The sequence below is a fragment of the Pseudomonas sp. NY11955 genome, from assembly GCF_048068035.1.
GTDB lineage: Bacteria > Pseudomonadota > Gammaproteobacteria > Pseudomonadales > Pseudomonadaceae > Aquipseudomonas.
This window is the reverse complement of the sequence record NZ_JBLUPS010000004.1, coordinates 156,188-172,669: the sequence shown is the minus strand read 5'-3', so window position 1 is coordinate 172,669 and position 16,482 is coordinate 156,188. Positions and strand designations below refer to the sequence as shown.

The window sequence follows — 16,482 nt, the reverse complement described above, 5'->3', positions numbered from 1 at the left end:
TGTCTGTACTGGCCTCTTCGCGGGCAAGCCCGCTCCCACAGGTGCACCACAGTATTCAGGCTGTGTGCGGTCCTTGTGGGAGCGGGCTTGCCCGCGAAGAGGCCGGTACAGGCAGTAAAGATGCAGGGCCTGTTACCAGGCTAAAGCCTTGTCCCATCCCCTCCAGAACAACCACCGGCGCACCTCGCCATGCGCCCCGGTACCGATCTGCCACTCAGGCCGACCGCTATCCAGTGCAATCACCGACACAATCCCCGCATGGCTCGCCGCCACCAGCGTTTGTCCGTCGGCACTGATATCCATCGCACTGATGGTCGACCCCAGGTAATGCTGCCAATGCTCCACGCCATCTCCGCCAAACGCCCGCAGGTAGCCATGGGCATCACCCACGATGTACTCGCCATCGCGCGCCACCCCGGCGTACACCCGTGCGCCATCCTGCACCAGCGGGGTACGCGGGTCCTGGCTGTAGTAATCGGTATCCAGCCCGGGCAAGTCCGTCACCGTGACTGCCAGCGTGGCACCGCTGTAGAAATGGCAGGCGTTGACGATCAGCTGGTCACCCGCGCGGTTGAACAAGGCGAAGTGCGGGTATTCGCTGCCAGGGCCGATGTGTGCCAGTGGCTTGAGCTGTTCGTCCAGGACCAGGTGTCGGCTGCCTTGCTCACCCACCACGATCAGCTGACCATCCGCCGACACCGCGCCATGCTCCATGCTCAGCCCCAGGCTGATGTCGTCCGGCTCGGTGCCCTCGTCCAGCTCATCGAGCACGCGCGACTGCTCGGGCAGCAGGCGCGTCGCACCCTGACCTGTCAGCACGAAGATACCGTCGGCACTCACCAGCAGCACGCGTTGGCCGTCTGGGAAGGGGATCAGCGCGGTCGGTGTGGGTGGCAGGTCGAATGGCTCGAACGGGTAGCCCGGCGGCAACCCCTCCAGCCCCGTTGGCCAGGCCAGACGTTGTACTTGCGGCCCGCCCCAGCCGTCGGTCACACGCACGCCCTCGGCATTGGCCAGGGCGAAGTAGCGCCGGGCCGGGCAGCGGCCAAAGTGCTCGATGCCGATGACCGGCGTTACCCCATGGCTGTCGATACGCACCACCTGGCCCTTGTCGAACGGCATGCCGATGCGTGCCAGCAAGCTGCCATCTTCCAACAGCAGGACAGTGCTGATGCCCTGGCCGTGCGCTTCGAGCAACGGTACCAGGGGGTGGTGCGCGGGTGGCCAGGCCGCACGGAAGGCCCGGCGCTGTGGTTCGTCGACACCCGGGCGGTTGGCCGCCTGCAGGGCCGCCAGCCAGGCGTCGAGCAGGTGCCCGGTGTCCGCTGCCTGAGGCGCTTCGAGGTTGTCCCAGCCGTGCGCATGGCCCTGCGCGACGTAGTCGTTGACGGCCTGGGCATAGGCGGTAACCGCCTGCTGCCATTGCTGCTGGGGGTGCTGCTTGTCCATGAGCGGATCGGGCTCCTTGTCGCACACGCGTTTCACACAAAACGCGCATGGTACTCCTTCTGCCCGCCTCGCGGTTGTGAGGCCCCGGCCTGACGCGTACCATGCCGAGCATTCCTATCAATAACAACGCGTACGTTGGCTCCCCTGCAAGCGGGTGGCTGGCGTGCGACCTGTTGCCCTGTCTGCGGAGAAGCGGTTTCCACCCATGAACGGACCCACACCCACCCACATGCCGCCCACAACGGGCAGCGGCAGTTGGCTGAGCGTCATCGCCCTGGCCTTGGCGGCCTTCATCTTCAACACCACCGAATTCGTCCCGGTGGCGCTGCTCAGTGACATTGGCCGCAGCTTCGACATGAGCACCGCCCAGGTCGGGCTGATGTTGACCATCTATGCCTGGGTGGTGGCGCTGGCCTCGCTGCCGATGATGCTGCTGACCCGTAACATCGAACGGCGGCGCCTGCTGCTGTTGGTGTTCCTGGTGTTCATCGTCAGCCACTTGCTGTCTTGGCTGTCGCAAAGCTTTGCCATGCTGCTGGTCAGCCGAATCGGTATTGCCCTGGCACATGCGGTGTTCTGGGCCATCACCGCCTCGCTGGCGGTGCGTGTGGCGCCGCCAGGCCAGCAGGCCAAAGCGCTGGGCCTGTTGGCCACCGGTACTACCCTGGCCATGGTCCTGGGTATCCCGCTGGGCCGCGTGGTGGGCGAGGCGCTGGGCTGGCGCATCACGTTCCTGAGCATCGCCGGAGTAGCCCTGGCCACCATGCTGTGCCTGATGAAGTCGCTGCCGCTGCTGCCCAGCCAGAACTCTGGTTCGTTGCGCAGCCTGCCGATCCTGTTCAAGCGCCCGGCGCTGGTCATTACCTACATGCTGGTGACGCTGGTGATCACTGCGCAGTTCACCGCCTACAGCTACATCGAGCCGTTCGCCCTGCATGTCGCGCAGATTGGCGGTGAACGCACCACGTTGCTGCTGTTGCTGTTCGGCGGCGCCGGCGTGTTCGGCTCGTTGCTGTTCAGCCGTTACAGTGACCGCTTCCCCCATGGTTTTCTGGTGGGTTCGATCGGCCTGTTGGCGGCGTGCTTGCTGTTGTTGCTGCCGCTGTCGGGCAATTTCTATGCGTTTGCCCTGCTGAGCATGTTCTGGGGTGTGGCGATCCTCAGCTTCAGCCTGTCGTTGCAGTCCAAGACACTGAAGCTGGCGTCGGATGCCACCGATGTGGCCATGGCGCTGTTCTCGGGTATCTACAACATCGGTATTGGCGGTGGCGCGCTGCTGGGCAGTATCGTCAGCAGCCAGATGGATGTGGCGGATATCGGCCTGGTGGGTGGTAGCGTGGCGGTGGTCGGGCTGGTGCTGGCCGTTGCCAGTACCCGGCGCTTCCGTGAAGCGCTGGGTGGGGCGGCCGGGCATTCCTGAACAACAGTGTTGGCCTTTTCGCGGGCACGCCCGCGAAGTGGCCAGGGGCTCAGGCCAGTACTGCAGCCCACGCAGAGAGCAGTAACACCGCGGCCAACACCTGGTTGAATACCTGTAACCGCCGTGGTGCCTGCAACCACCGGGCGCTCCCCACGCCCAACACCGCCCACGTCGCCATGCACGGCAGAGCGATCAGCAAGAACACCAGTGCCAGTTGCCACACCGGCAACGACGGTGCGGCAAATACCCCGACCACTGCCACGGCCATCAACCAGACCTTGGGGTTCACCACCTGTAACGAGGCCGCGCTGAGCGCACTGAAGCCTTGTGCCGTGGCCGCCTGCAGCGGCGCGGCGGCACTGCGCAGCATCTTCCACGCCAACCAGCTTAGCCACAGTACCCCGGCCCAGCTCATCAACTGTTGAGCCAAAGGGTGACGCAGCAACAGCTCTCCCAACCCCAAACCGACCAGCAAGACGATCGCTGCCGCCGCACCACAGGCCGCCACGATCGGCGCCAGGCTGGCGCGCAGGCCCGCGCGCGCGCCATGTGCCAGGATCAACAGGTTGGTCGGCCCAGGGCTGATGCTGGACACCAGGGCGAACAGGATGAAAGGCAACAACGACTGCGACATGGTCAAAGGCTCCGTAGTATCGAAGCACCATGCTCGCTGCCCGGCGCTACTCAGTCTGGAAGGTTTGAGCAGCGCTTGCGGTAGTCGGCAGGGGTCAGCCTATAGGCACGGCGGAACCAGCGGCCCAAGTGGCTCTGGTCGGCAAAGCCCAACGCCACGGCCACCTCGGCGGGCGTCTGGCCCTGGGCGAGCAGGCGCCGCGCCCGCGCCAAGCGTAGCTGGATCAGGTAGGCATGCGGTGCAATGCCAAACGCGGCCTTGAACGCACGGGTCAGTCGAAAGCGGTCGATGCCGCAGGCCTGGGCCAAATCTTCCAGGCCGATGTCACGCTCCAGGTTGGCGTGCAGGAAGTCCCTTGCGCGCTGTGCGGTCAGCGGCAGGCGCGGGTCGGGGTTGAGGCGTCGGCGCCAGTGCAGGTGGTGGGTCAGGCAGGCCAGCAGGTCGTCCATGGCCGTTTGCCGGACAATGCGCAAGTCCTGGGTGTGCACAGCCTGGAAGGCGAGGGCGGTGGCCCGGGCCAGGCGTTCGTCATGGCACAGGGTATCGGCAAAGCTGGGCAGGCTGTCGCCCGGCGCGTGCTCGAACATGGCCCGCAACTGGCTGTCCACCCAGGCGGGTTCCAGGTACAGGGTCGAGTAGGTAAAGCCGTCCTCCGTGGGCGCATGGCCATCGTGGATTTCGCCAGGCTCCAGCAGAAAGACGTGCCCTGGCGTGCTTCGATAGCGTACTCGCCGGCAATCGAACTGCTGCACACCCTGCTCGGTGACGCCGACCAGGAAGCTGTCGTGCCAGTGTGGGTCGTAGGCATGCCCGACGAAATGCGCCCGGACCGACTCGATGCCAGTGTCGGCGTCCTGCTTGAGGTCGATCCAGTTGCTCATGAACGTGCGCCGTTGGGGTAAATGGCTACCTTAGCGCAACTCCCCGGCTCAGTCTGGAACGATTGTGCAGCCGTTGGTCAGGGCCGATTGCGCAGGGCCTCGAAGCGCTCGCGCAGCCACAGGTGCAATTGCGAAACCGCGGGTGTGAGCTGCTTGCGGTGTGGGCAGACCAAGGTGACTGGGGTGGGCTCGCCGAGCAATTCGGGCAAGACGATCTGCAGTTCACCGGCCGCAATGTTGGCGCTCACATCCAGCCACGACTTGTAGACGATGCCTTCGCCTTGAATGGCCAGGCGGCGGATCACGTCGGCATCGTCACTGACCAGCGGCCCGCGCACCTGCACGGTGCGGTTGCCCAGCTGCCATTTGTCGTACACCCGGTTGTGCTGCATGTACAGCAGGCAGGCGTGTTGCTGCAGAGCGTCGGGCGTGAGCGGGTGGCCGTGGCGGGCGAGGTAGTCGGGCGAGGCGACCAGCACTCTGCGGTTCCAGTCGGCCAATGGCAGGGCGATGTAGTTGGCGTCCTGGTTGAGGCCATAGCGGATGGCCACATCCACCGGGTCGCGGTTGAGGTCGGCCATCTGGTCGGACAGGAAGAAGCGCAGTTGCAAGGCCGGGTGTTCGCGGCGGAAGGCGCTGAGCCAAGGGAGCAACAGGTTGCGGCCCAGGTCCGAAGGCGCCGATACCTGCAAGGTGCCGCGCAAGGTATTGGGGTTGCCATGCAAGTCTTCATGGCCTTGGCGCAGGCTCTCCAGCACATTCAGTGCCGTAGGCAAGTAGCGCTCGCCCTCGGCGGTCAGGCGCAAGCTGCGGGTGGTGCGGGCGAACAGACGTACATCCAGGTCGCGCTCCAGGCGCTTGATCGCGGCAGCCACCTGGCCTGGCAGCAGGCCAGCTTCATGGGCCGCGGCAGTGAAGCTGCCCAGCACACTGCTGCGGGCGAACAGTTCGAGATCGGTGATGCGCAGCATTTTCACTCCGGGGATGAAAGTGTTGCTGCATTGTGCCGGTTTTTCTTTTTTGCTGGAAAGATAAGATGCACGGCAAATCCACTGTTCATACCGGAGTTGTTGCATGGATACCGTTTCGCTGGCCAAGCGCCGCTACACCACCAAAGCTTACGATGCCTCGCGTCGCATTCCCCAAGCCACTGTCGATGCCCTGCTCGAACAACTGCGCCACAGCCCGTCGTCGGTCAATTCCCAGCCCTGGCATTTCATCGTCGCCGATACTGCCGAAGGCAAGGCCCGCCTGGCCAAGAGCACTACTGAGGGTTATGCCTACAACTCACCGAAAATCCTCGATGCCTCGCACGTGATCGTGTTCTGTACCCGCACCGAAATGACCGAAGCGCACCTGAATACGGTGCTCGATCAGGAGGCCGCCGATGGTCGTTTCCGTGACGAGCAAGCGCGTGCCGGGCAAAACCAGAGCCGCCGGCACTATGTCAACCTGCACCGCTACGACCACAAGGATGTGCAGCACTGGATGGAAAAGCAGACTTACCTGGCCTTGGGCACGGCGTTGCTGGGGGCGGCGGCGCATGGTTTGGATGCAACGCCGATCGAAGGCTTTGACAGCAAGATCCTCGACGCCGAACTGGGGCTGCGTGAGCGTGGGTTTACCAGCGTGGTGATTCTCAGCCTGGGTTATCGCAGTGAGACGGACTTCAATGCCGGGCTGAACAAGTCGCGGTTGCCGGCTTCGCAGGTGTTCACTTTCCTGTGAGATTGCCAGGGGCGCAAAGCGCCCCTGACTCGCCCGCCCGGCCAGGCAAGCTGGCATTGATCCGGCATATACCGCATACTTGTCGGCAAACGCCGAAACAGGAGCGTGCCATGCTTGCCGAAGTGCTTCGCGACAACGGTTACCACGCGTATCGGGCGCGCTTGAACGCGCTGCTGGAAATCCCCGAGCTTGCCAGTGACTTTGAAATCCACACCCGCATCACCCATGGGTTTGCCGCCACCTGGTTGGTAAAGCTGACCGAGCGTGGTGTGCTCACGCCGGTGGAGCGTGACCAGATCATTCCCTTGCGCACCCTGAAAACCCGCATCGAGCGTGACCAGCCGCTGACTGTGGATGAGAGCGACCGGCTGTTTCGCTCGGCCCACATCACCGCCATGGCCGAAGCGGTGTTCGGTGATGCGGACAAGGCCAAGCGCTGGTTGTCCAAGCCCAAGGAGCGCTTCTCGGGGCTGACGCCGATGCAGATGCTCACCACCCAGCAAGGCACCACTCAGGTCGAAGAGATGCTGCTGCAGATTGCCGAGGGCTTCGGCCTGTGATTCTGTGGCGTATCAGCGCCTATGCGGACTTGAGCGGCACGGGGGGCTTGCGGGTAAGCGGCCGTTGGCACCAGGCGGGGCGGCCCGTGGTGTATGCCGCCACCAGCCCGCCAGGGGCGATGCTTGAGGTGTTGGTGCACCTGGAGATCGACCCCGAGGATTTCCCCACCAGCATGCGCCTGATTCGCATCGAATTGCCCGACACGGTTTCACAAGCGCGGTTGCCCGCCTTGCAGCCTGGCTGGTCCGCTCAGCCCGAGGTGACCCGGGCGCTGGGCAATCGCTTTCTGGATGACTGTTCGGCCTTGTTGCTGCCAGTGCCGAGCGCGATCATGCCCAGTACCACCAATTACCTGTTCAACCCACGGCACCCGCAAGCGCAGAAGGCGAAAATCCAGGTGGAGGATTTCACCCCGGACAGCCGTTTGTTCTAACGCGTACTCACCACAGTGCCGCCGATGCTGCCGTCAGCGTCCGGCCAAACACTTCGAGTGCCTTGTCCACTTCGGCTTCGGTGCTGAAGCGGCCGATGCTCAGGCGCACGCTGTTGCGTGCCTGGCGCTCATCCAGCCCCAATGCCAACAGCACATGCGAGGCGGCGTTACTCGCCGAGTTGCAGGCCGAGGTGGTGGACAAGGCCATTTCGCTGGCCAGTGCCGTGCTATTGAAACCCTTGCTGTCGATGCACAGGTTCAGCGTATGGGGAATGCGTTGGCTGACGCAACCGTTCAGGGTGACGCCGGGTAAAGCCAGCAGGCCTTCACGCAGACGTGCAGCCAGTTGCTCCAGGCGCTGGTGCTCGCTGTCGCCAGGCTGGCCGGCCAGGGCAAAGGCGCTGCCCATGCCGACAATCTGATGGGTCGCGAGGGTGCCGGAGCGCAGACCCTGTTCATGGCCGCCGCCGTGCATTTGCGCGCGCATGAGCGTGCGGGCGCGTGGCCCGACATACAGCGCGCCGATGCCTTTTGGCCCGTAGACCTTGTGCGCCGAGAACGACATCAAGTCCACGCTCATCGCCTTCAGGTCGATGGCCAGCTTGCCTACAGCTTGCGCGGCGTCTACGTGCAGCAGGGCACCGTGGGCCCGTACCTGCTCGCCAATCGCGGCAAAGTCGGTGACCGTCCCCAGTTCGTTGTTGACCGCCATCAGCGATACCAGGCGGGTGTCGGCGCGCAAAGCTGCCTGCACGCTTGCGGGCTGGATCAGGCCGGCGGCATCCGGCGCCAGGCGGGTAACGGCCCAGCCTTGGCGTTCCAGTTCGGCCACCGTGTCGAGCACGGCCTTATGCTCCAGCTGGCTGGTGATCAGGTGGCCGGGCTGGCCGATGCCTTGGGCAATGCCTTTGAGTGCCAAGTTGTTGGACTCGGTCGCGCCCGAGGTCCACACCAGGTTCTCGGCCTGCGCGCCGACGCGCTCGGCCACTTGCTGGCGGGCCTGTTCCACGGCGTGACGGGCGGCTTGGCCGAAGGCGTGGCCACTGGACGCCGGGTTGCCGAAGTTGGCCTGGCTACCCAGGCAGGCGAGCATGGTTTCGATGACCCGGTCGTCGACTGGGGTAGTGGCGGCGTAATCGAAGTAAAGCGGGGCGCTAGGCATTGGTGCGGGTCCGTGTGAGTGGCCGTGAAATCGGCGATCATTGGCCTAAGCGTACCCGCCAATTGGGAGATATTTTTCGCTTCCCACCACGGTATTCTCGATTCAATCGATAAAAAATTCTCTGGAGTATCGGTTTTGTAGGATTTTTTTCTTTCGCCGGCGAGCAGCTGCAAACGGCTCCTCGCCAGCTACTTTCAGGCAGGTTCCAGCGCTTTCTCTTCCTCCGCCACCACGCGTTCGCATAACTCGGTGATCTGCTCGCGCATCCAACGGTTGGCAGGGTCCTGGTCGGTACTTTCATGCCAGTAAAGGTGCGTCTCCAGCGCTGGCACCTCCACCGGCAATGGCTGGTAACGCAGTTGATGGCGGCGGGCAAAGCGCTCGGGAACGGTCATTGCCATGTCCGTCTGCTGCAACACCTGCGAGGCCATCAGGTAATGCTGCGAACGCAGGGCGACCTTGCGCTGCACACCCATCTTGCCCAGCGCCAGGTCGACATAGCCCAGGCCGTTGCGGCGGCTGGAGATATGGATATGGGTCATGCCCAGGTAGCTGTCGAGGGTCAGCTTGCTGTCGGCCAGCGGGTGGCCTTGGCGCAAGGCGCAGACATAACGGTCTTGCATCAGCTTGACGTGGCGCACTTGCGGGTCGGTGTTCAGTGGCGCGTCGATGGCGAAGTCCAGGCGGCCTGCGGCCAGTTCCTTGGTGGTCTCGCGGCGCTTGCACAGGAAACTCTCGATCAGCACCGCTGGCGCCAGGCGGCGCAGACGCTGGAACAACGGCGGCAGAATGACCGCCTCGGTCAGGTCGGTCATGCTGATACGGAACGTCTTGTTGGCCTGTTGCGGGTTGAAAATACGGCTTTCCTGCACCGACGTGCGTAAAAGCGCCAGGGCGTTGCGCACCGGGCCGATGATGTTCTGCGCCATGGGCGTGGGCACCATGCCTTGCGCGGTGCGGACGAACAGTGGGTCGTTGAAGGTTTCGCGCAGCCGCGACAGGGCGTTGGACACCGCCGGCTGGGTGATGCCGACAATTTGCCCGGCGCGGGTCAGGTTGGCTTCGGTGTAGATCGCATCGAACACGATGAACAGGTTGAGGTCGACCTTGCTGAGGTTCATGGGCGCCGCTCTTTGTTGGAATTATCGCTCGATCATATATCGGTTATGAATGTTTATACACGCGGAAAATAGACTAGGTGGATGGGGCCATGCTGCTCTAGGCTCTGGCCCATGTACTCCGAACCGTGAAGGTAGCCCCGATGGATTTCGCCTATTCGCCCAAGGTCCAGGCACTGCGCGAGCGTGTCACTGCGTTCATGGACGCCTATGTCTACCCCGCCGAAGCGGTGTTCGAGCGCCAGGTCGCCGAGGGCGACCGTTGGCAGCCCACCGCGATCATGGAAGAACTCAAGGCCAAGGCCCGTGCCGAAGGGTTATGGAACCTGTTCCTGCCCGAGTCGGAATACGGTGCCGGCCTGAGCAACCTGGAATATGCGCCGTTGGCGGAGATCATGGGCCGTTCATTGCTCGGGCCGGAGCCGTTCAACTGCTCGGCGCCGGATACCGGCAACATGGAAGTGCTGGTGCGCTATGGCAGCGAGGCGCAGAAACGCCAGTGGTTGGAGCCGCTGCTGCGCGGCGAGATCCGCTCGGCGTTCGCCATGACCGAGCCGGAGGTGGCCTCTTCGGATGCCACCAACATGGCTGCCACCGCCGTGCGTGACGGTGACGAATGGGTGATCAACGGCCGCAAGTGGTGGACCTCCGGCGCCTGCGACCCGCGCTGCAAGGTCATGATCTTCATGGGCCTGTCCGACCCTGAAGGGCCACGCCACCAGCAGCATTCGATGGTGCTGGTGCCCACCGATGCGCCTGGCGTGAAGATCGTCCGCCCGCTGCCGGTGTTCGGTTACGACGATGCTCCCCATGGCCACGCCGAAGTCCTGTTCGAGAATGTGCGGGTGCCGTATGAGAACGTGATTCTGGGCGAAGGCCGCGGCTTTGAAATTGCCCAGGGCCGCCTTGGCCCTGGCCGTATCCACCACTGCATGCGCTCGATCGGCATGGCCGAGCGCGCGTTGGAGTTGATGTGCAAGCGCTCGGTCGAACGCACCGCCTTTGGCCGGCCACTGGCACGGCTGGGCGGCAACGTCGACAAGATCGCCGACTCGCGCATGGAGATCGACATGGCCCGGCTGCTGACGCTCAAAGCGGCGTACATGATGGACACCGTCGGCAACAAGGTGGCCCGCAGCGAGATCGCGCAAATCAAGGTGGTGGCGCCGAACGTTGCTTTGAAGGTGATCGACCGGGCGATCCAGATACATGGCGGGGCAGGGGTGAGTGGCGATTTTCCACTGGCCTACATGTATGCCATGCAGCGCACCCTGCGCCTGGCCGACGGGCCGGATGAGGTGCACCGGGCGGCGATTGGCAAGTATGAGATAGGCAAGTATGTGCCGGCGGAGATGATGCGTAGCGGGCGGTGATTTAGCGAACTTTTCGCTAACTTGAAGTCATGTGCAGTACCTGTCGTGACCCTGTGCCGCGACAGGGCTGCTCCTGCAGTGATCGAATGTCTTTGCCATTTTTATTACTCTGTAATCAGATAAATAAATTCTATGTTGTAGGAAAGTTGAGGTTAATCACTCGGAAAAATCTATTAATTTCTCAGTAAATAGCGCTCTAGTAATTTGTAGGAATTATCTGAATTTCTCCCCAAGGCATTTGAACCCTCTTTGCGGATGTTAGGTTTTTCAACCTCAATCATGCACAGGGAGTTTGTATATGCGCGCCAGTCTGGATGGAAAAGGTCAGGCGGTAGATGGCGATGTCACCACGACGGGGGCGGTCTGTATTGCGACAGGCGCCGGCTATCTCGACGAGGGGCGGATGGTACTCCGCGAAGGTGACCACACCACGGCATGCCCTCTTTGTGGGCAGGAAGGAACCGTCGCCGAAGGGGTGGATTTTGTCATTTCTGATGGCCAGCGGGTCGCCATGGATGGTGCGCTGGTTCTTTGTGGCTGCTCGCCGGGCAGCAATCGGGTGGTCGCTCCATTGCATGAAGCACCGCCTTCCCGGCAGCCCGTTGTGGCGCGTGCAAATAGCCACTTTGCCGAGCCATCAACCGCTGTCTACCCCGAGCGTTTCTCCCAACCTGTAGCAGGTGCATTGCCCGGTACGCTGGAGCCTGGCTTTTACGTGGTCCCTCGAAGCATGTCGTTCCCCCAGGTGCTGCTGCAACTGGCCGAGCACGATGCCACGTTGCCGATCTCACGGTTGCAGCGACTCAACCCAACGTTCGAGCACGGGTTCAAGGCAGGGGAAATCTTCGTTATCGGTGATCCGGACAACGCGAATGCCTGCACGCGCGAGGAGGGTGAGCTGATGGCGGCTGCCCAGCATGCACGCCGCGCGCTGGAAATACTCGACCACGCCGAAGCGGATTTCATGATGCAGCACCAGGCCGAAATCGCCGGCTTGCTCAGTGACGCAAGCCTGTCGATGGGCGTGGGCAAGGACATGCTGGACCAAGGTTTGAAGCAGGTCAGTCAGACACTGACCAGTATCGAGCGATTACACCAAAGGGAGTTCATGCGCCATGGCCACTTGAATAGCCCGGGTTTCTTTGCCGAGCGCCGGCAGTTGTTGCAACAACTGGATGGCCAGTTGAAAGCGGCATTGCTTAACAAGCAGCTAAACCTAGGAAGCTATGAACGGCTGAAGAAAAGCTTGAATATTTCGACCAAGAGCCTGGTGCACCACTGGTCGAAAGCGGGCGGGCCGGGACAGATTCCGGGGTATGCGACGCATCTGAATAAGGTGGCGCAGCTTGGTAAACACCTCAAATATGGAGGGTATGCTGCGCTTGGGCTCGGTGGGACTTCGTCCTACATAAAAGTTCAGGAGGTTTGCCGGGCTGGTGAGACAGAAGCGTGTAAAAGAGTGCGTCTGACGGAGTCAGGTAGCTTTTCGGGGGCGTTGGTAGGAGGGATGGTTGGTTCCTCGCTTGCATCTGGTGCCGCATGGTCCTTATGTAGCGTTTTCGCTGTAGGCTCAGGAGGGCTTGGGGTACCTGTATGTGGCATAGCGCTCGTGGGGAGCGGGGGCCTGGCAGGGGGGATGCTTGGTGAATATTTTGGCGAGTCGGCCGGCGAACTTGTTTATGAGGCGAGCAATGATTGATATTACAGGCTGGCCTATAATTGCGAAGCTCCTATTCGTGCTTAGCCCATTTATCATTGGTTTGCCGGGGGTCATGCTAAGCGTTTATACAACGATTACTAAGGACTATGAGGTCGTTTGCTCAGCACTTACCAGAAATCCGTATTTTGAAAGTGTAAAGCTTGCGTGGGGTGGAGGATCAGTCAAGTGGCGCTGGTTGTTGATTTGTACTGCAAGCGGAATGGTTGCATACCCCAGGTTGGCCCTGCGCTGGAGTAAGTTGGACCCTCGTGAACTCAACGCATTACCACCTTGCATTCGGCGTAGATTGGTGATCGCAGCCTGGCTGGTCATGATCTCATTTACATGGATGGTCATTGCGTGGGCGCTCTTTAAGATTAAGTAGGTTTGGATTCGCGCCTGCGGGTTGTCATCGGTGACCACGCCACGCATGCCACACTTTGTGTGCATTCGCAGGTGGTCTGGGGAGCGGCATGCTTGGAGCTTGGGGAGGTGGTGCTGCTGCAACTGCTCTATGCGGTGTTTTCGCGGTCGGTACTGTTGGGCTTGGCGTTCCGGTATGCGGGATTGTCATCGTTGGCGCCAGCTCTGCGGCAGGCTCTATCGGCCTTGGTGCATTCGGAGAGAAGACTGGAGAGATGCTTTATGAGGTGATAGATGATTAACTTCGAAAGTTGGCCGCCGCTGCTTAAACTAGCCTTTCTGATTGTTCCGTTTATCACTGGATTTTCAGGTCTTGCCATAAATGTGCGGATTGCAATGTCCCGTGATTTTCACGTCGCCTTGTCAGCTATCACAAGCAACCCCTATTTGGAGCAGATGAAACCCGTTTGGGGTGGAGGAAGCCTGAGGTCTCGCTGTCTGCTGATGAGCGCAGTGAGTGCTTTGGTCACGTTTCCTAGGCTACATCTGCATATGGGCTGGTTGGATGAAGAGGAACTTAAGCATTTTCCGCCGTACTTGAAGCGAAAAATGACTATCGCACTATGGCTGATATTCATCGCATTACTTTGGTCGTTGATGGGTTACTTTATTATTAAAAAGTGAGGCGGGGTCAGACCCGCAATTGCGGGTCTTCATCCTATTGCCCATTCGAAACATCTCCCTGCTGGGTAGTCTCTACTGCCACCTTCTGCCCTCTTGTCTTGATCAACGAAACCACCACCCCACCCAGCAGCAACCCGAACTTCACCCCGAGCGACAGCAACGCCGGCACCTTGCCCACCATGCCGTGGTAGAAGATTTTGCAGCCAATGAAGATCAGCACCAGCGCCAGGAACAATGGGGTGGCATAACGCAGCGCCTTGGTGTGCCCGGGCGGGGTCTGGCGGATGAAGAAGTGCGGACCATGGATCTGCTCGGTAACTTGTAGGAAATATCTGATTTTTTCCGGAGCATTTGAACCCCCTCTGCGGATGTTAGGTTTTTCAACCTCAATCATGCACAGGGAGTTTGTATATGCGCGCCAGTCTAAATGGAAAAGCTCAGGCGGTAGATGGCGATGTCACCACGACGGGGGCGGTCTGTATTGAGACAGGAGCCGGCTATCTTGACGAGGGTCGGATGGTACTCCGCGAAGGTGACCACACCACGGCATGCCCACTTTGTGGGCAGGAAGGAACCGTTGCCGGAGGGATGGATTTTTGCATTTCTGATGGCCGGCGGGTCGCCATGGATGGTGCGCTGGTTCTTTGTGGCTGCTCGCCGGGCAGCAATCGGGTGGTCGCGCCATTGTATGAAGCACCGCCTTCCCGGCATCCCGTTGTGGGGAGTGCAAATAGCCACTTTGCCGAGCCATCAACCGCTGTTCCACTAGCGGGAGTTCATGCGCCACGGCCACCTGAACAGCCCGAGCTTCTTCGCTGAGCGGCAACGGCTTCTGCAGCAATTGGATGGGCAGTTGAAAACGGCATTTCTGAACAAACAACTGAACCTTGGAAATTATGAGCGTTTGAGGAAGAGCTTGAATATTTCGACAAAGAGCCTGGTGCACCATTGGTCGAAAGCGGGCGGGCCGGGGCAGATTCCGGGGTATGCGACCCATCTGGATAAGGTGGCGCGGCTTAGCAAGTACCTTAATTATGATGGGCATGCTGCAGTTGGGCTCGGTGGGGCTTCGTCCTACATGAAAGTGCAAGAGGTTTGTCGCGCTGGTGAGACTGAAGATTGTAAAAAGGTCAGGTTGACCGAGACGGAAGGTTTTGCTAGTGGGACTGCCGGAGCAATGCTCGGCACCTTAGGGGCAAACCTTGTATCTGGAACAATCTGTGCCGCTATTACCATGGGCTCGGCAGGTCTGGCTGCGCCGGTATGCGGCATAGTGCTGGTGGGCGCCAGCGGCATGGCTGGAGGAGCGTTGGGCGGGATGCTCGGTGAGTCGGTAGGCGAGTTTATTTACGAGGCAACAAGTGATTGACATTACTGACTGGCATCCACTCGCTAAAGTGGCGATTCTACTAAGTCCTTTTGCTATAGGCATACCAGGGCTAGTCCTTAGTGCTGTCTCGACGTTGACCAAAGATTATGACGTCGCCTGCTCGGCCATCACGAGTAACCGCTATTTTGAAAGCATCAAGCGTGCCTGGGGTTCTGGGTCATTTAAGTGGCGCTGGATGACACTTTCTACGGTAAGTGGGTTAGTTGCATTTCCGTGGCTAGCGCTGCGAATGGGTCAACTGGATGCTGGCGAGTTAAATGCGTTTCCGCAGAAGCTTAAATTCAGGTTGAAGGTTTCAGCGTGGCTAAGCATGACTGGATTCATCTGGATGGTGATTGTATGGGTGTTATTTAAGGTCAAGTAGTGGAAATCAGACCCGCATCTGCGGGTCTTCCTCTTTCTGGCTGACCGGACAATCGGCATTTGAAGGCTGCTCTGGCGAAGAATCCACGACCGTCGCCTTCTCCCCCCGCGTCTTGACCAACGAAACCACCACCCCACCCAGCAACAACCCGAATGTCACCCCCAACGACAGCAACGCAGGCACCTTGCCGACCATGCCGTGGTAGAAAATCTTGCAGCCAATAAAGATCAACACCAACGCCAACGCATACTTGAGGTAGACAAACCGGTGCATCAACGCCGACAGCGCGAAGTACAGCGAGCGCAGCCCCAGAATGGCAAAGATGTTCGAGGTGTAGACAATGAACGGGTCCTGGGTAATGGCAAAAATAGCCGGCACGCTGTCGACCGCAAACACCAGGTCGGCCAGTTCGATCAGTACCAGCGCCAGGAACAATGGAGTGGCATAACGCAGCGCCTTGGTGTGCCCAGGCGGGGTCTGGCGGATGAAGAAGTGCGAGCCATGGATCTGGTCGGTAACCCGCATGTGCCGGCGCACGAACTTGATGATCGGGTTGTTGGCCAGGTCCGGGTGGCTGTCTTCCTTGGACAGCGCCATCTTCACCCCGGTAAACAGCAGGAAGGCACCGAAGATGTACAACACCCAGGCAAAGTTCTGCACCAGCGCAGCGCCGACGCCGATCATGATCGCCCGCAGGAACACCACCCCCAGGATGCCCCAGAACAACACGCGGTGCTGGTAGCGGCGGGGGATGGCGAAGTAGCTGAAGATCATCGCCATGACGAACACGTTGTCCATCGACAGCGACTGCTCGACCAGGAAACCGGTGTAGAACTCCAGTGCCGACTGCGCGCCCAACTGGTACCAGACCCCGGCGCCGAACAGCACACCGACGCTGAAGTAGCCTGAATACAGCAGCAGGCTCTCGCGCATTTCGATTTCCCGGTCGTGGCGGTGCAGCACGCCGAGGTCGAGTACCAGCAAGCCGATGACGATGGCCATGAACACCAGCCACAACCAGGCGCTGGTACCGAGAAACGGGGTGGTGAGGAATGCTTGCAGAGCTGTCATGAGCCCCTCCTTGAATGTCGACGTTGCTTGGCAACAGTGATCCGACATGGCGGCTTGGCAGCCGTCAGAGGGGCCCGGTATCACATGAGTTTGAGCCTAGACCCGTTTGCCAGTGGTGCCGAATGGGGAGCTGTTACATTTCTTTGCGGGGG

At 60.8% G+C, this 16,482-nt stretch carries 18 protein-coding genes and 1 pseudogene; 10 read left to right on the top strand and 9 right to left on the bottom strand.

Features of this window, described 5'->3' with window-relative positions; genetic code table 11:
• Positions 1–132 precede the first annotated feature (132 nt).
• Positions 133–1,449 carry a hypothetical protein gene (locus ACNFBR_RS09390; RefSeq protein WP_416734662.1) on the bottom strand — a complete coding sequence of 439 codons (1,317 nt, stop codon included), beginning with the start codon at positions 1,447–1,449 and terminating at the stop codon, positions 133–135.
• Positions 1,450–1,654: 205 nt separating this feature from the next.
• Here ACNFBR_RS09390 and ACNFBR_RS09385 point away from each other — a divergent pair, with 205 nt between their 5' ends.
• Entirely contained in the window at positions 1,655–2,869 is a 1,215-nt protein-coding gene (locus ACNFBR_RS09385; protein WP_416734661.1) for a sugar transporter, read from the top strand.
• A gap of 49 nt (positions 2,870–2,918) precedes the next feature.
• On the opposite strand, the gene ACNFBR_RS09380 is transcribed toward ACNFBR_RS09385, so the two are convergent.
• From ACNFBR_RS09380 to ACNFBR_RS09370, 3 genes are all read right to left on the bottom strand, one after another.
• Positions 2,919–3,503: a LysE family translocator gene (locus ACNFBR_RS09380; RefSeq protein WP_416734660.1), complete on the bottom strand. Its 585-nt coding sequence runs from the start codon at positions 3,501–3,503 to the stop codon at positions 2,919–2,921.
• A gap of 50 nt (positions 3,504–3,553) precedes the next feature.
• A complete protein-coding gene (locus ACNFBR_RS09375) occupies positions 3,554–4,384 on the bottom strand; it encodes an AraC family ligand binding domain-containing protein (protein WP_416734659.1) in 831 nt (276 codons plus the stop codon).
• 77 nt (positions 4,385–4,461) lie between these two features.
• On the bottom strand, positions 4,462–5,355 hold the full coding sequence (locus ACNFBR_RS09370; RefSeq protein ID WP_416734658.1) for a LysR family transcriptional regulator: 894 nt from the start codon (positions 5,353–5,355) through the stop codon (positions 4,462–4,464).
• A 103-nt stretch (positions 5,356–5,458) separates the two neighbouring features.
• Between ACNFBR_RS09370 and nfsB the strand changes: the two genes are divergently transcribed.
• The 3 genes from nfsB (at position 5,459) to ACNFBR_RS09355 (ending at position 7,106) form a co-directional block, all read left to right on the top strand.
• Positions 5,459–6,112: an oxygen-insensitive NAD(P)H nitroreductase gene (nfsB, locus tag ACNFBR_RS09365; protein ID WP_416734657.1), complete on the top strand. Its 654-nt coding sequence runs from the start codon at positions 5,459–5,461 to the stop codon at positions 6,110–6,112.
• A 110-nt stretch (positions 6,113–6,222) separates the two neighbouring features.
• A complete protein-coding gene (locus ACNFBR_RS09360; RefSeq protein WP_416734656.1) occupies positions 6,223–6,672 on the top strand; it encodes an antitoxin Xre/MbcA/ParS toxin-binding domain-containing protein in 450 nt (149 codons plus the stop codon).
• Positions 6,669–7,106 carry an RES family NAD+ phosphorylase gene (locus tag ACNFBR_RS09355; RefSeq protein WP_416734655.1) on the top strand — a complete coding sequence of 146 codons (438 nt, stop codon included), beginning with the start codon at positions 6,669–6,671 and terminating at the stop codon, positions 7,104–7,106. Before ACNFBR_RS09360 ends, ACNFBR_RS09355 begins: the two co-directional genes overlap by 4 nt.
• Before the next feature lie 7 nt (positions 7,107–7,113).
• Here the strand turns inward: ACNFBR_RS09355 and ACNFBR_RS09350 are convergent, their stop codons facing one another.
• Both ACNFBR_RS09350 and ACNFBR_RS09345 read right to left on the bottom strand, forming a co-directional pair.
• Positions 7,114–8,268: a cysteine desulfurase family protein gene (locus tag ACNFBR_RS09350; RefSeq protein WP_416734654.1), complete on the bottom strand. Its 1,155-nt coding sequence runs from the start codon at positions 8,266–8,268 to the stop codon at positions 7,114–7,116.
• A gap of 194 nt (positions 8,269–8,462) precedes the next feature.
• Positions 8,463–9,389 carry a LysR family transcriptional regulator gene (locus ACNFBR_RS09345; protein ID WP_416734653.1) on the bottom strand — a complete coding sequence of 309 codons (927 nt, stop codon included), beginning with the start codon at positions 9,387–9,389 and terminating at the stop codon, positions 8,463–8,465.
• 140 nt (positions 9,390–9,529) lie between these two features.
• Here ACNFBR_RS09345 and ACNFBR_RS09340 point away from each other — a divergent pair, with 140 nt between their 5' ends.
• Entirely contained in the window at positions 9,530–10,759 is a 1,230-nt protein-coding gene (locus ACNFBR_RS09340; RefSeq protein ID WP_416734652.1) for an acyl-CoA dehydrogenase, read from the top strand.
• Between the two features lie 298 nt (positions 10,760–11,057).
• Positions 11,058–12,458, top strand: a complete 1,401-nt coding sequence (locus ACNFBR_RS09335) for a PAAR domain-containing protein (RefSeq protein ID WP_416734651.1) — start codon at positions 11,058–11,060, stop codon at positions 12,456–12,458.
• Positions 12,459–12,563: 105 nt separating this feature from the next.
• On the opposite strand, the gene ACNFBR_RS09330 is transcribed toward ACNFBR_RS09335, so the two are convergent.
• Positions 12,564–12,890 (bottom strand): hypothetical protein, encoded by a 327-nt coding sequence (locus ACNFBR_RS09330; protein ID WP_416734650.1) that lies wholly within the window; start codon positions 12,888–12,890, stop codon positions 12,564–12,566.
• Between the two features lie 225 nt (positions 12,891–13,115).
• Here ACNFBR_RS09330 and ACNFBR_RS09325 point away from each other — a divergent pair, with 225 nt between their 5' ends.
• Entirely contained in the window at positions 13,116–13,505 is a 390-nt protein-coding gene (locus ACNFBR_RS09325) for a hypothetical protein (RefSeq protein ID WP_416734649.1), read from the top strand.
• Positions 13,506–13,539: 34 nt separating this feature from the next.
• Here ACNFBR_RS09325 and ACNFBR_RS09320 read toward each other — a convergent pair.
• A pseudogene (locus tag ACNFBR_RS09320) lies at positions 13,540–13,842 on the bottom strand (hypothetical protein); the annotation flags it as partial.
• 74 nt (positions 13,843–13,916) lie between these two features.
• Between ACNFBR_RS09320 and ACNFBR_RS09315 the strand changes: the two are divergent.
• The 3 genes from ACNFBR_RS09315 to ACNFBR_RS09305 are packed head-to-tail and all read left to right on the top strand — an operon-like array spanning position 13,917 to position 15,259.
• Positions 13,917–14,324 carry a PAAR domain-containing protein gene (locus tag ACNFBR_RS09315; RefSeq protein WP_416734648.1) on the top strand — a complete coding sequence of 136 codons (408 nt, stop codon included), beginning with the start codon at positions 13,917–13,919 and terminating at the stop codon, positions 14,322–14,324.
• The gene (locus tag ACNFBR_RS09310; RefSeq protein ID WP_416734647.1) at positions 14,284–14,874 is read left to right on the top strand and encodes a hypothetical protein; all 591 of its coding nucleotides are present in this window, start codon (positions 14,284–14,286) and stop codon (positions 14,872–14,874) included. The genes ACNFBR_RS09315 and ACNFBR_RS09310 overlap by 41 nt, the downstream gene beginning before the upstream one ends.
• Positions 14,867–15,259, top strand: a complete 393-nt coding sequence (locus ACNFBR_RS09305) for a hypothetical protein (protein WP_416734646.1) — start codon at positions 14,867–14,869, stop codon at positions 15,257–15,259. Before ACNFBR_RS09310 ends, ACNFBR_RS09305 begins: the two co-directional genes overlap by 8 nt.
• Before the next feature lie 6 nt (positions 15,260–15,265).
• Here the strand turns inward: ACNFBR_RS09305 and ACNFBR_RS09300 are convergent, their stop codons facing one another.
• The gene (locus tag ACNFBR_RS09300; protein WP_416734645.1) at positions 15,266–16,330 is read right to left on the bottom strand and encodes a TerC family protein; all 1,065 of its coding nucleotides are present in this window, start codon (positions 16,328–16,330) and stop codon (positions 15,266–15,268) included.
• Positions 16,331–16,482: the final 152 nt, after the last annotated feature.

What these genes read in the sequence shown, in the direction of transcription:
- ACNFBR_RS09390 (WP_416734662.1), bottom strand. Translation starts at nt 1,449, where the DNA reads ATGGACAAGCAGCACCCCCAGCAGCAATGGCAGCAGGCGGTTACCGCC.
- ACNFBR_RS09385 (WP_416734661.1), top strand. Translation starts at nt 1,655, where the DNA reads ATGAACGGACCCACACCCACCCACATGCCGCCCACAACGGGCAGCGGC.
- ACNFBR_RS09380 (WP_416734660.1), bottom strand. Translation starts at nt 3,503, where the DNA reads ATGTCGCAGTCGTTGTTGCCTTTCATCCTGTTCGCCCTGGTGTCCAGC.
- ACNFBR_RS09375 (WP_416734659.1), bottom strand. Translation starts at nt 4,384, where the DNA reads ATGAGCAACTGGATCGACCTCAAGCAGGACGCCGACACTGGCATCGAG.
- ACNFBR_RS09370 (WP_416734658.1), bottom strand. Translation starts at nt 5,355, where the DNA reads ATGCTGCGCATCACCGATCTCGAACTGTTCGCCCGCAGCAGTGTGCTG.
- nfsB (WP_416734657.1), top strand. Translation starts at nt 5,459, where the DNA reads ATGGATACCGTTTCGCTGGCCAAGCGCCGCTACACCACCAAAGCTTAC.
- ACNFBR_RS09360 (WP_416734656.1), top strand. Translation starts at nt 6,223, where the DNA reads ATGCTTGCCGAAGTGCTTCGCGACAACGGTTACCACGCGTATCGGGCG.
- ACNFBR_RS09350 (WP_416734654.1), bottom strand. Translation starts at nt 8,268, where the DNA reads ATGCCTAGCGCCCCGCTTTACTTCGATTACGCCGCCACTACCCCAGTC.
- ACNFBR_RS09345 (WP_416734653.1), bottom strand. Translation starts at nt 9,389, where the DNA reads ATGAACCTCAGCAAGGTCGACCTCAACCTGTTCATCGTGTTCGATGCG.
- ACNFBR_RS09340 (WP_416734652.1), top strand. Translation starts at nt 9,530, where the DNA reads ATGGATTTCGCCTATTCGCCCAAGGTCCAGGCACTGCGCGAGCGTGTC.
- ACNFBR_RS09335 (WP_416734651.1), top strand. Translation starts at nt 11,058, where the DNA reads ATGCGCGCCAGTCTGGATGGAAAAGGTCAGGCGGTAGATGGCGATGTC.
- ACNFBR_RS09330 (WP_416734650.1), bottom strand. Translation starts at nt 12,890, where the DNA reads ATGCGTGGCGTGGTCACCGATGACAACCCGCAGGCGCGAATCCAAACC.
- ACNFBR_RS09325 (WP_416734649.1), top strand. Translation starts at nt 13,116, where the DNA reads ATGATTAACTTCGAAAGTTGGCCGCCGCTGCTTAAACTAGCCTTTCTG.
- ACNFBR_RS09315 (WP_416734648.1), top strand. Translation starts at nt 13,917, where the DNA reads ATGCGCGCCAGTCTAAATGGAAAAGCTCAGGCGGTAGATGGCGATGTC.
- ACNFBR_RS09310 (WP_416734647.1), top strand. Translation starts at nt 14,284, where the DNA reads ATGCGCCACGGCCACCTGAACAGCCCGAGCTTCTTCGCTGAGCGGCAA.
- ACNFBR_RS09300 (WP_416734645.1), bottom strand. Translation starts at nt 16,330, where the DNA reads ATGACAGCTCTGCAAGCATTCCTCACCACCCCGTTTCTCGGTACCAGC.